We start from the raw sequence: 11,951 nt of genomic DNA, 5'->3' as shown, positions 1-11,951 counted from the left end.
CCGCGCGTCCTAGCCGGGGATGTCCTCGGTGCTCTCCGCCGCGATGTAGGTGTACGTGTGGTACGCCGCGCCGAGCTTCAGCTCGCTGGAGTCGATCACCTGGAGTTCTTCGAGCTCCCCGAATTCCTCGTCGACGAGTTTCTCAGGAGATGCAGCTGTCATGATTTTCTCTCCTTCGCGAAGGTGATGGGAATGTGCTGCTTGCTGTGTAGGCGCTCACGCTAGCCACACCGCGCGCACATCAACAGCCCATACGTCGTCGTTTGGGTGGGACGACATTCAGCCAGGTCAGCGGCTCATGAACGCGCCCCGGCACCGGGGTGGCGCAGCAGCCGTCCACATGACCATGGCTCATAATCGCCGTCGCCATCGGGCGGTTGGGAAGGATGGCGGACAACGCCGCTGTGCTGCTGGAGGGCCGTTTGTACCGCCATGTCGACGCGGCCGTGGTCCGGGCGGCGGTCCTGCGTCCCGACCACCGGATGGTCTGGCCGGACCTGACCGGCCCGTCCGCGCACCAGGAGTCGTGGCGGGCGTGGCTTCAACAGGTGTGGCAGAGGGCCGACTTCGCCGTCGCGGTCGAGTTCTCCAGCCCGGACCTGGCGAGACGGGTGCGGCAGATATGCGCCGGCGAGCCGGTGCCGGAACCAGCCGTGCGGCGGGCGGTGCTCTCGGTGGTGCGCTATCTGCTGCGGGCGCGCTCACGTGCCACTCCGTTCGGCCTGTTGGCCGGTGTCCAGGCCGCCCGCACAGGGGCAACTCCCGTGCTGCGAGCGGGTACCGGGCACCGGACGGTCACCCGGCCGGACGCGGTGTGGACCGCGGCTCTGGTCGACCGGTTGGAGGAACACCGCGCGCTCCGGACTCATGCGACGCTGCTCGCGTCCGGCCTCGCGTTCGAGCGCGACGGACGCCTGATGATCGAGTACCGCTCCAGCAGCACGGATGACGGTGTCCCCGCGTGCGTGGGGATACGCGCGACCGGGCCGGTCCGCATGGCCATGGACGGCGCGCGGACACCGGTTCTGTGGGCGGTTCTCGCCGAAAAGCTTTCCGCCGGCTTCCCGGACGCCTCGCCCACCGGAATCGAGAATCTGCTCGCCAACCTCCTGCGTCAGCGATTCCTGATCACCGGTCTGCGTCCCGCGGTGATGGCCTCCGACCCGATCGCCACCCTGCTCGGTCAGGCACAGCACCTGCCCGCGGCCGACGTCACCGGACTGCGCGAGGTCGCGGCGGCCCTGGCACGGCACGACGACGCGACCGCCACCCCTGAGGGCGCCCGCGCCGCACGCGCACAGGTGACGGCCGCCATGACACGGCTGTGTCCCGCTGCGAAACCCGCGCTCGCCCTCGACCTGCGGTTGGACTGGGACCTGGTGATCCCGGACGCGGTGGCCGAGGAGGCGGCGTCGGCCGCCGCGGTGCTCACGCGTCTGGCGCCACGGGCAGCGCTGAGTCCCGGGTGGGTCGCCTGGCACGGCCGCTTCCTCGAGCGCTACGGCCCGGGAGCGGCGGTACCCGTCCTGGACGCCGTCGAGCATCTCGGCTACCCCTCCGGCTACCTCGGATCCGCAGCCGAGCCGACGGGCCCGATACTGACCACCCGCGACAGCCGGCTGCTGAAGCTCGCGTACAGCGCCGCGACGAGCCACCGCCACCAGGTCCGACTCGACGACGCCGCGATCGACGAACTGGAGGTGGCGGATCCCGACAGGCCCGTGCAGCCCAGCACCGAGGTGACCGTGCGGATCCACGCCGAGAGTCAATCGGCCCTGGAGAAAGGGGAGTTCACGCTGCATGTCGTGGGGGTGGCCCGTGCCGCCGGAACGTCCACCGGGCGTTTCCTCCACCTCTTCGACGCCGACGACCGCCGCCGGATGACCGACGTCTACGCCGGCCTGCCCGGCGTACAACAGGACGCGCTGATCGCGCAGATCGGTACCACTCCGCTGTACGTCCGCTCGGCGAACGTCGCGCACACCCCGCGGATTGCGGAGTGGGTGATCCCTCTGGGCGACCACCACGGCCCGCACGCGGGCCAGTTGCCCGTGACGGACCTGGCGGTGACCGCCGATGCCGAGCAGCTGCATCTGGTCTCGGTCTCCCACCGCCGACCGGTGCACACGATGCTGCTGAACGCGGTGGATCTGACCCGGCACACCCATCCGCTCGCGCGGTTCCTGATCGAGGCACCGGTGGCACTGAGCGTCCCGTGCACCGGGTTCTCGTGGGGAGCGGCCGTGTCCGGCCTGCCGTTCCTCCCCGCACTCCGCTACGGGCGCACCGTACTGTCCCCGGCCCGATGGACACTCGGCCACGACGATCTCCCCGGCGCGCGGACGCCATGGCCGCAGTGGGATGAGGCGCTGGCCGCATGGAGACGCGATGTTCGCCTGCCCGAGCACGTGTACCTGGGCGACGGAGACCGGCGGATGAACCTGGACCTGGCACACCCCTCGCACCGTGTCCTGCTCCGTACCCATCTGGAGCGCGACGGCAAGGCGCTGCTCCGTGCCGCACCGAGGCCCGGGGATCTGGGCTGGACCGGCGGCCGCGCCCACGAGATCGGCATACCCCTGGTCGCGGTGGACCGGACCCGCCCGCCGGTCCGTGGCACGGACCACGTCGTCGGCCGGGAGCACGGCCGTCTCCCCGGCTGCGGCAACCTGCTCTCCGTCCGCTTGCACGGACACCGCGACCGGCAGGATGCGGTCCTGACCCGTCATCTGCCCTCCTTCCTGGGGGAGTTGGGCGAGCCTCCCTGGTGGTTCGTCCGCCACCGGGACCCCGATGAACACCTCCGTCTCCGGCTGACCTGCGCGCCCGGTTCGCTCGGCACCGCTGTCGAGCAGGTCGGCGAGTGGACCCGGCGGCTACGGCACGCGGGCCTGATCACTCACGCGAGCCTGGAGACCTACCATCCGCAGACCGCGCGCCACGGCGGCCCCGCGGCGACGGAAGCGGCCGAGGAGTACTTCGCCGCCGACTCGGTCGCCGTCCTCGCCCAGCTGACCGCGCAGGCCGGTCAAGGCGCTCCCGACGCCCGTGCGGTGACCGCCGCGAGCATGGTGGACATCGCCGTCGGTCTGCTGGGGGACGATGAGAAGGCGATGCGCTGGCTGATCGGGCACACCCGGACGGACAGGAGCGCTCCACCCCGAACGGTCTACGACCAGACCGTCGCCCTGACGACAGCCCTCCTCACGCCCCGGGCCCCCGGTACCCCTGCGCTGGATGCGCGCATCGCAGCGAGCTGGACCGCCCGCCGTGCCGCGCTGGCCGCCTACCGCACCGCGCTTGACGGCGCGGAAACGCTGCTCCCGCAGGACTTGTTGTCGGACCTGCTGCATCTCCACCACGTCCGCATGTGCGGGCCGGGGCTTCCTGAGGAGCGCGTACACCTGCACCTGGCCAGGGCCGCCGCGCTGAGCTGGACGGCACGGACGAAGTGACGTACTCCGCGCGGCCGGGCAGCGACGTCCACACTCGTCGCGGTGCGCGGCGGTGAAGCCGCAACCGGAGGTGAACCGGGACGCCCGGTCCGCGTCGAAGGGGCATGCGGGTGTGCGGGCGCAGAGGCCGGGAGGTGCCGGGATGCGGTGGTGTGCCGGGGTGTTGATGGCCGTCGGAGCCGCTGTCCTGGTGGCGTGCGGCACGTCGGCGGGAGGGGCGCCGTCGCCCTCCTCGTCCTTGAACCCCGTGTCGACGACAAGAGGTGGCGGGCTGTGCGGAGTTCCGCACCGGCCTTCGCCGTGGTGTCCGGATGGAAAACGAGCGCCGAGGGCACGGTCCGGGCTTCGCTGCGCGGGCACCCGGGGTGGCACCGCCAGGATCACGGCAACCGCGAAGGCGCCCGACCTGGCGGGAGCGCCGCGAGTCGTCTTCACACTCGACCTGAGCGTGATGCCGTACACGACGCGGGGGTGACCCCGGAACCCGGGGATCACCCCATCGGATGTCGCCGCGTCAGTGGTAGTCGCTCACCTTGATCGTGCAGATGCCACGGCCGTGGGTGGCCGCGTGGTAGACGACGCCGAGGCCGGTGGCGACGGCGAGGATGGCATGGGTGTCGATGGGGGGTGGGGGAGGACGGGGGGAGTTTCCGGACAGGACGAAGGCGCCCGGCCGGGGGCAGGGGACTTGAGCCGGATCGTCAGGGGATTCCCTCCCCGGTATCGGAGGCTCGCGCAGGGCTGGGTGGAGCGGTGTGGTCGAAGGGTTGATTCCGGCCATGCGTCCGCGTATAAATAAGCAACTTTCTTTCTTACAGGCTCGAATGTCGAGACGAGGCTCCCGTGACCCGCCGTTATCCAGCAGGCCCGCAGCGGTTGCTGCGCTCGCTCAACGGCCGTGCCGTGCTGGAGGCGATCGACGAGGCGGGCCCGGTCACGACCACCGACCTGGCCGGGCGGATCACCCTATCCCGGCCCACCGTCGCCGCCGCGGTCGCGCTGCTGCTGGATCGCGGAGTCATCACCGAGGTCGGCCCGGCGATCGGCCGCAAGGGCCCGGCACCTGCCCAGTACCGGGTCAACGCCGACTGCGCCTTCGCGATCGGCGTGGACGTCGGCCACCGCAAGATCCGTGCGGCGGTCGCGGACGTCACCGGCCGCGTGCGTGGACGTGCCGAGTCCGAGCAGCAGGGGCATCGCGGTGCCGACGCGCTCGTCGCTCAGATCCTGGACATGTGCGTGGACCTGGCCGGGCAGGTGGGCCGGCCGCTGGCCGACATCACCCAGGTCGTGGCGGGACTGCCGGCCGCCGTCGGCCCCGACGGACGGCATCTGTCGTACGCCGCCGGACTTCCCGACGCAGGGCGAGGGCTCGGCGCCGCACTCGGCCGGGCGATCCCGGTGCCGTTGGTCCTGGAGAACGACGTGAACCTTGCGGCGCTGGCCGAGCGCACCCACGGCCTGGGCACCGACACCGACGACTTCGTCCTGGTCAGCCTCGGAGTCGGCCTCGGCCTCGGTCTGGTCGTCGACGGCCGGGTCCGGCGCGGCGCCACCGGCGTCGCAGGAGAGGCCGGTTACCTGCCCAGCGACCGCATGGTCGCCCCGGCCGGACAGCGCCGTGACCTCGTGCAGGAACATCTGGGCGCCCGCTACATCAGCGACCGGGCGCAGCGCCTCGGACTGCCGGGCGACGGCAGCCCGCGCACCGTCTTCGAACTCGCCCGCACCGGGGACCCGGGCGCGCTGGAGATCGTGGACGACACGGCCCGCAGCGTCGCGTACGTGGTGGCTTGCGTCGTACCCCTCATCGACCCGGCACTCATCGTGCTGGGCGGCGCCATCGGCGCCAACGGCGACCTGCTGCTCGAACCGGTCGCCCGTCACCTGGCCGACTTCAGTACGTTCCGGCCACCTGTCGTCGCGTCGGGTCTCGGCCAAGAAGCCGTGCTCACCGGAGCGACCACCATGTCGGCGGAGCTGGCCCGCGAGGCCGCCTTCGCCGCCGCCACCACTCCCGTCCCGCAGACAGAGTCACCGTCGTCTCTGTCCTGACCGCAGTGTGAAACATCGCGGCGACGCCGTCTTGCCGGACAGCGCCGCCGCACACGTCACCGGGCATTGCCGTGCCCGATCGACCGACCGATCCGTCACCCAGGGAATGCCATCTCCGAGGAAGGACGATCAGTGTTCAAAGCTATCACCGGGGCTACGGCCGTCACGGCCGCCGGCGTACTGCTGCTGGCCGGCTGTACTTCGACCGGATCCACCTCGTCACAACCCGACTCGGCGATATCGCCGGGCGCCTCGCACAAGGCCACCACCGTCACGGTGTGGACGTTCAACCACCTCCCCAACGAAGTGGCCGCGTTCAATGCCACGCTCAGCCAACTGCACGCCAAGTACCCGTGGCTGACCGTGAAGTTCGTGCCCAACAAGGACGACGCCGCCTACGCCAAGGCCGTCGCCGCGGGCGATCCGCCGGACGTGTTCATCAGCTCCACACCCGACAACGTGGCGAAGTTCTGCTACAACGGCACGGTCGGCGACCTGAGCCCGTACCTGTCCTCGGCGAAGATCGACACCGCCAAGACCTTCCCGCCCGCGACCCTCGTCTACACCCGCTACCAGAGCAAGCAGTGCGCACTGCCGCTGCTGACCGACGCCTTCGCCCTCTACTACAACAAGAAGATGTTCGCCGCGGCCGGCATCACCAAGGCGCCCACGACCCTCGCCGAACTCACCGCCGACGCCAAGAGGTTGACCGTCAAGAACGCGGACGGCTCGATCAAGACCTACGGCTTCGTCCCTCGTTCCGACTACGACGTCAACCGGTACGTCTTCGTCGGTGCGCACAGCGGCACCGAGTTCTACGGCAAGGACGGCAGGACGACCTTCGCCTCCGACCCCAAGTGGCGGCAACTGCTGGCGTGGGACCAGGACCTGATCGACTACTACGGCACGGCGAACGTGCAGAAGTTCGTGGGCCGCTACCAGCCGCACGCCGACGACGCGGGCAACCCGCTGCTCTCCGGCGCCGCGGCCATGGAGTACGACGGCGAGTGGCACGTCGGTGAGATCGCAACGGAGAAGAAGGACTTCGACTACGGCGTCGTACCGATGCCCGTCCTCGACGGATCGTCCGGCACCTACGGCGCGGGCAGCACCCTCGGCACCGTCGCCTATCTGTCGGCAGGCTCGAAGCACAAGCAGGAGGCGTTCTTCGCACTCCAGCAACTCACCACCGACACCACGTTCCTGAACACCCTCGCCGACACGGTCTACAACATTCCCACCACGTTCGCCGCGCTCAAGGCCTGGGACAAGCGCGACGACCCGCACTGGAAGCCGTTCGTCGACATATTCGAGAACACGCACTCCTCCTACAAGGCGGTCACCCCGGCCGGCGTCGAGGACATGGACACCTGGCGCGCGTTCCTGCTCGACTACGAGCAGGGCAAGACGAAGGACGCCGCGAGCGGACTGGCCACGGTCGGCAAGAAGATCGACAGCCTCAACTCCGAAAGCGGGCAGTAGAGATGACGACCGTCCTCGCCCCCGTCGGCGAGGCCCCGGGCACGGCGCGCACGCGCCCTGCCCGGGGCGGGCGGCGCAGCCCGAGCCGGGCCCGCTGGTGGGTCGTCCTCGCCTTCCTGTCCCCGTTCGTCATCGGGTTCGCCGTCTTCGTGCTCTACCCGGTGGCGGCCACGCTCTACTACTCGCTCACCGACTTCCAGGCCGGCTCCTACCGGCCCGTCCAGTTCGTCGGACTGCGCAACTACCGCGCCCTGTTCACCCAGTCCGACACCTTCTGGGTGGCGGTGCGCAACACGCTGTGGATGGTCGTCGTCATGGTGCCGCTGCGCACCGGCTGGGCCATGCTCACCGCCTGGGTGATCATCCGCGTCAAACGCGGCCGGGCCGTCTACCGCACCCTGTTCTTCCTGCCGTCGATGGTGCCCGTGGTGGCCTCGGCCCTCTCGTTCATCGTGCTGCTCAACCCGGTCGGCCCGCTGAACCGGCTGCTCGGCTGGGTGGGCGTCGACGGCCCCGGCTGGTTCTCCGACCCCGCCTGGTCCAAGCCCAGCCTCGTCCTCATGGCGCTGTGGGCCAGCGGCAACGTGATGGTGATCTTCTCCGCGGCCATGCTCGACGTACCCCGCGAGCTGTACGAGGCCGCCGAACTCGACGGCGCCGGCCCCCTGCAGAAGTTCCGCAGCATCACCCTCCCGGCGATCTCTCCGGTGATCTTCTTCGCCCTGCTCACCGGGATGATCTACACCTTCCAGTACTTCACCGAGGCGTTCGTCGCCTCCAGCTCGGCCAACGCCACCTCCTCCAGCAACGACCTCATCGGCTACCCCGCCAACTCGCTGCTCTTCTACTCCACCGAGCTGTACCGCCAGGGCTTCTCCTACTTCAAGACCGGCTACGCCTCGGCCATGGCCTGGCTGCTGTTCCTCGTCATCTTCGCGGCGACCGTGGTGTTCATCCGCGTCTCGCGCCGCTTCGTGCACCACGCGGGAGGCGGCCGATGAGCACCCTCGAACTGACGAGGCGTCACCCCCGCACCGGGCGACGCCTGTTGTACCTGCTGGCCGAGCACGCACCGGCCGTGGCGGTCGCACTCTGCTTCCTCCTGCCGCTCACCATCGGCGTACTCACCGCGTTCATGACCCAACACCAGGCGGGCACCGGCTCGTTGTGGCCCTCGCCCTGGGAGTTCGGCAACTTCCACGAGGTCTTCAAGGCCATGCCGTTCGGCCGCGACCTCCTCAACACCATGCTCTACGCCGGCCTGTCCACGATCGGCGTCGTCGTCTCCTCGGTACCGGTCGCCTACGCGCTGGCCCGGCTGCGCTGGCGCGGCAGGGAGGGTGTCTTCCTGGTCGTCCTCGCCGCGATGATGATCCCGGCCCAGGTCACCAGCCTGCCCCTGTACGTCATGTACGCGCACATCGGCTGGGTGGGCACGCTGAAGCCGCTGATCGTCCCGTCCTTCTTCGGCGACGCGTTCAGCATCTTCCTGCTGCGTCAGTTCTTCCTCACCATCCCCGACGAGTTCACCGAGGCGGCCCGGGTCGACGGCGCGGGAGAACTGCGCATCCTGTGGCGGGTGTTGATCCCCATGGCCAAACCGGCGATCGCCGCCGTGGGTCTGTTCGCGTTCCTCTACGCGTGGAACGACTTCTACAACCCCCTGCTCTACACGGGGAACAGCGACACCGGCCAGACCCTCGCGGTGGCCCTCAGCCAGCTAGCCAAGAACGGCCACCAGAACGCGTACCAACTTCAGATGGCGGCCTCGCTGATGTTCCTGCTGCCCGTCCTGGTGCTGTTCTTCCTGGCCCAGAAGGTCTTCGTCGAGGGCATCGCACTGACCGGCGTCAAGGGCTGACAGCCGTCGCCGCAACCACAGTTGGTCAAGGAGCACTCTCGTGAAAATCACCGTTGTCGGCGGTGGCAGCACCTACACACCCGAACTGATCGAGGGCTTCGCCCGCCGCGCCCAGGTGTTGCCGGTCGACGAACTCGTCCTGCACGACATCGACGCCGAACGCCTCGCCGTGATCGGCGCCCTGTCCCGCCGTATCCTCGCCCGGCACGGCTTCCCCGGCCGCCTGACCACCACCACAGACCTCGCCTCCGCGGTGGACGGAGCCGCCGCCGTGCTCGTCCAGCTCCGGGTGGGAGGGCAGGCGGCCCGGCTGGTCGACGAGACCCTGCCGAACCGGTTCGGCCTGCTGGGCCAGGAGACCACCGGCCCCGGCGGCTTCGCCAAGGCCCTGCGTACGGTTCCGGTGGTCCTCGACATCGCTGCCGAGGTACACCGGCGGGCCGAACCCGGCGCCTGGATCGTCGACTTCACCAACCCCGTCGGCATCGTCACCCGCGCACTGCTGGACGCGGGCCATCGCGCGATCGGCCTGTGCAACGTGGCGATCAAGTTCCAGCGGCAACTGGCCGCCCGGTTCGGCACCGACCCCGACCGTGTACGCCTCGGCCATGCCGGCCTCAACCACCTGTCCTGGATCCGCTCGGTCACCGTCGACGGAGTGGACCGCCTGCCGGAACTCCTGACCGGCGACGCGCTCGACGACCTCGCGGCTCAAGTCCGCGTCCCCGCCGGGGCGTTGCGCGACCTGGGCGCCATCCCCTCCTACTACCTGCACTACTTCTACTGCACGGACGACGAGGTGAGGGCCCAACAGGCCGGAGCACACCGTGCCGACCAAGTCATCGCCATCGAAAATGAGTTGCTCACCCTCTATGCCGATCCCGGGCTGGACCGACAACCCGAACTGCTTCAGCGGCGTGGCGGCGCCCACTACAGCGAGGCCGCGGCGGCACTGGTCACCAGCCTGCTCACCGGTGACGGCGCCCACCACTACGTGAACGTACGCAACAACGGAGTCCTCGCCGGCCTGCCGGACGAGGCGGTGGTCGAGATCCCGGCACATGTCGACGCGTCCGGGCCCCACCCCGTCCCCGTACCGCCCCTGCCACCCGAGATGCTCGGGCTCGTCCAGGCAGTCACCGCGTACGAGACACTCACCGTCGAGGCAGCCCTGACGGGGGACCGTACGGTGGCCCGGCGCGCCCTCATGGCCAACCCGCTCGTCCGCGAATGGGCCCGGGCAGACGCACTGCTGAACGCGCTGCTGGAGGCCAACCGCCCCCATCTGCGCCGGTACTTCGCGAAAGAGGCCGCTGATGCCTGACCTCGTGGTGGGCGTCGACGGAGGGAGCTCCAAGACCGACCTCGTCCTCGCGGACACCGAAGGACGGCTGCTGTCCTGGGTACGCGGCGCAGGCACCCGTCCGCACACCGAGGGAATGGAGATCACCACCGAACGACTCGCCCGCCTGGGCCGACACGCGCTGACAGCGGCCGGCCTGCCCGACACGACCCCGGTCTCGGTCGGCTCGTACTTCCTCGCCAACGTGGACCGGCGCACCGACGAACGCCTGGCACTGAGGCAGTTGACCCGACTGGACGTGGCCGACCGGATCCTCGTACGCAACGACACACTCGCCGTCCTGCAGGCCGGCGCACCCGACGGCTGGGGGGTGGCGGTTGTCTCCGGCGCCGGCATCAACGCGGCAGCGATCCATCCGGGCGGCCGCTCTGCCCGTTTTCTCTCCCTCGGGGACATCACCGGGGACTGGGGCGGCGGGCTCGCCGTGGCCAGGGCCGGCCTGGGAGCCGCCATCCGCGCAGGTGACGGACGGGGTCCGGCGACCCGGCTGCGGCAGGAGCTGCCGGGCCACTTCGGCCTGCGCAGCGTGGAGTCCGTGGCGCTGGCCGTCGGCAGTGGCGACCTGCCGATGACCGCGCTGCACGGTCTGGCACCGCTGGTCTTCGCGACGGCTGCCGGCGGCGACACCGTGGCCCGGGGCATCGTGGAACGCCTCGGCGACGAAATCGTCGTCATGGTCACCGCTCTGCTCCGCCGCCTCCGCCTCCTGCGCACCCCGACACCGGTGGTACTCGGCGGCGGCACCCTGCAGAACGACCAGTTCCTGCTGCGCGACCACATCAGCGGCTGCCTGGCCACGGAAGCTCCGCTGGCCCGGCCCCGGGTCCTGGATGTGCCGCCGGTCGCGGGCGCGTTGAGGGAGGCGCTCCTGACCGCGGGCGCCCCGGCTGCGGCACAACGCCGCCTCCGCGAGGCCGTCGCCGACCGGAAGCCACCGCCGTTGCTTGCGACGCCACCGTAGCGTTGGGTGCGTGGCGCCCCGTCGCGGGTCCGCGTCGGCGCTGACGCGGGAAAGGTGAAGGAGCCCTACCGGCGCACCGGCAGAGCCCCTTCCCGGCACCCGGCGTTGGCACAGGTGTCATGCTTCCGGGGCGTGTTCTGCTCCTGCCTGACCGCCCGTTCGGACGCGCTGTTCGAGCCGGCTGATGCCGTTCTGTGCGGCGACGGGCCGGTGAGGTCTCTGGCCGAGCTGTCGCTGGTGGGTGAACACCGCCGCGGCCATGGCGGGCTCTGCGCCGCGGTGGCCCGTGGCCGCATTGATGCAGACCGGCTGCGGCGGGCTCTGGCCGAGATGCCGCTACCGCGGGCTGTCGATGGCTGGCTGGTCCTGGCCGTCGACGTCACCTGCTGGCTTCGGCCCGACGCCCATACCAGCCTGTGACCAGCAGCTTCACGATGCACAGTGCTCCGGCAAGGGACCGGCTGACCGCGACGACCAGACGGGTGCCGCCACGCTTCCGTCCTGCGACGACACACGGAACGACGACAGCGACGGTCAAACTGCGCCGACCTCGACGGTCGCCTACGAGATCAAGGGAGTGGATCCCAGCCTCGCCATCGCTGTGGAGCAGTCGTCCGACGACGTCATCTTCGTCAACGTCGACTCCGACAAGCAACTGCCCGAGATCAAGAGACTGATCCACGGTTCTTGATGCCGAGTGTGGGGCGCCTTCACGGAGTCGGTAGCGCCCTGGCTCGTCCACGTGTTCGCGCGCTTCGAACCCAGTGCCACGGC

10 protein-coding genes and 1 pseudogene are annotated in these 11,951 nt (G+C 70.1%); 9 read left to right on the top strand and 2 right to left on the bottom strand.

Annotation, left to right across the window (positions count from 1 at the left end; all coding sequences use genetic code 11):
* Positions 1-9: 9 nt before the first annotated feature.
* Complete coding sequence (locus tag OG496_RS01545; protein ID WP_328686170.1) at positions 10-162, bottom strand: hypothetical protein; 153 nt, start codon at positions 160-162, stop codon at positions 10-12.
* 224 nt (positions 163-386) lie between these two features.
* On the opposite strand from OG496_RS01545, the gene OG496_RS01540 reads away from it, so the two are divergent.
* Positions 387-3,455 carry a lantibiotic dehydratase gene (locus OG496_RS01540; protein WP_405969202.1) on the top strand — a complete coding sequence of 1,023 codons (3,069 nt, stop codon included), beginning with the start codon at positions 387-389 and terminating at the stop codon, positions 3,453-3,455.
* 514 nt (positions 3,456-3,969) lie between these two features.
* Here the strand turns inward: OG496_RS01540 and OG496_RS01535 are convergent.
* Positions 3,970-4,236, bottom strand: coding sequence for a hypothetical protein (locus OG496_RS01535; protein ID WP_405969201.1), 267 nt, complete (start codon positions 4,234-4,236; stop codon positions 3,970-3,972).
* 62 nt (positions 4,237-4,298) lie between these two features.
* Between OG496_RS01535 and OG496_RS01530 the strand changes: the two genes are divergently transcribed.
* The 8 genes and pseudogenes from OG496_RS01530 (at position 4,299) to OG496_RS01495 (ending at position 11,868) form a co-directional block, all read left to right on the top strand.
* Positions 4,299-5,510: an ROK family transcriptional regulator gene (locus OG496_RS01530; RefSeq protein WP_399397847.1), complete on the top strand. Its 1,212-nt coding sequence runs from the start codon at positions 4,299-4,301 to the stop codon at positions 5,508-5,510.
* A gap of 132 nt (positions 5,511-5,642) precedes the next feature.
* Positions 5,643-6,992: an ABC transporter substrate-binding protein gene (locus OG496_RS01525; RefSeq protein WP_405969200.1), complete on the top strand. Its 1,350-nt coding sequence runs from the start codon at positions 5,643-5,645 to the stop codon at positions 6,990-6,992.
* A 2-nt stretch (positions 6,993-6,994) separates the two neighbouring features.
* The gene (locus OG496_RS01520) at positions 6,995-7,993 is read left to right on the top strand and encodes a sugar ABC transporter permease (protein WP_328686175.1); all 999 of its coding nucleotides are present in this window, start codon (positions 6,995-6,997) and stop codon (positions 7,991-7,993) included.
* Positions 7,990-8,853 carry a carbohydrate ABC transporter permease gene (locus tag OG496_RS01515; protein ID WP_405969199.1) on the top strand — a complete coding sequence of 288 codons (864 nt, stop codon included), beginning with the start codon at positions 7,990-7,992 and terminating at the stop codon, positions 8,851-8,853. Before OG496_RS01520 ends, OG496_RS01515 begins: the two co-directional genes overlap by 4 nt.
* A gap of 40 nt (positions 8,854-8,893) precedes the next feature.
* Positions 8,894-10,177 (top strand): 6-phospho-beta-glucosidase, encoded by a 1,284-nt coding sequence (locus OG496_RS01510; protein ID WP_405969198.1) that lies wholly within the window; start codon positions 8,894-8,896, stop codon positions 10,175-10,177.
* On the top strand, positions 10,170-11,177 hold the full coding sequence (locus tag OG496_RS01505) for an N-acetylglucosamine kinase (RefSeq protein ID WP_405969197.1): 1,008 nt from the start codon (positions 10,170-10,172) through the stop codon (positions 11,175-11,177). The genes OG496_RS01510 and OG496_RS01505 overlap by 8 nt, the downstream gene beginning before the upstream one ends.
* 105 nt (positions 11,178-11,282) lie before the next feature.
* A pseudogene (locus OG496_RS01500) lies at positions 11,283-11,591 on the top strand (transposase); the annotation flags it as partial.
* A complete protein-coding gene (locus OG496_RS01495) occupies positions 11,476-11,868 on the top strand; it encodes a DUF6281 family protein (protein WP_405976540.1) in 393 nt (130 codons plus the stop codon). The pseudogene OG496_RS01500 and the gene OG496_RS01495, both read left to right, overlap by 116 nt.
* Positions 11,869-11,951: the final 83 nt, after the last annotated feature.

It is taken from the genome of Streptomyces sp. NBC_00988, from assembly GCF_045162645.1.
Taxonomy (GTDB): Bacteria; Actinomycetota; Actinomycetes; order Streptomycetales; family Streptomycetaceae; genus Streptomyces.
This window is presented reverse-complemented; position numbering and strand designations above follow the sequence as displayed.

Coding starts and splice junctions, on each gene's coding strand:
- OG496_RS01545 (WP_328686170.1), bottom strand. CDS start 162: ATGACAGCTGCATCTCCTGAGAAACTCGTCGACGAGGAATTCGGGGAG.
- OG496_RS01540 (WP_405969202.1), top strand. CDS start 387: ATGGCGGACAACGCCGCTGTGCTGCTGGAGGGCCGTTTGTACCGCCAT.
- OG496_RS01535 (WP_405969201.1), bottom strand. CDS start 4,236: ATGGCCGGAATCAACCCTTCGACCACACCGCTCCACCCAGCCCTGCGC.
- OG496_RS01520 (WP_328686175.1), top strand. CDS start 6,995: ATGACGACCGTCCTCGCCCCCGTCGGCGAGGCCCCGGGCACGGCGCGC.
- OG496_RS01515 (WP_405969199.1), top strand. CDS start 7,990: ATGAGCACCCTCGAACTGACGAGGCGTCACCCCCGCACCGGGCGACGC.
- OG496_RS01505 (WP_405969197.1), top strand. CDS start 10,170: ATGCCTGACCTCGTGGTGGGCGTCGACGGAGGGAGCTCCAAGACCGAC.
- OG496_RS01495 (WP_405976540.1), top strand. CDS start 11,476: ATGCAGACCGGCTGCGGCGGGCTCTGGCCGAGATGCCGCTACCGCGGG.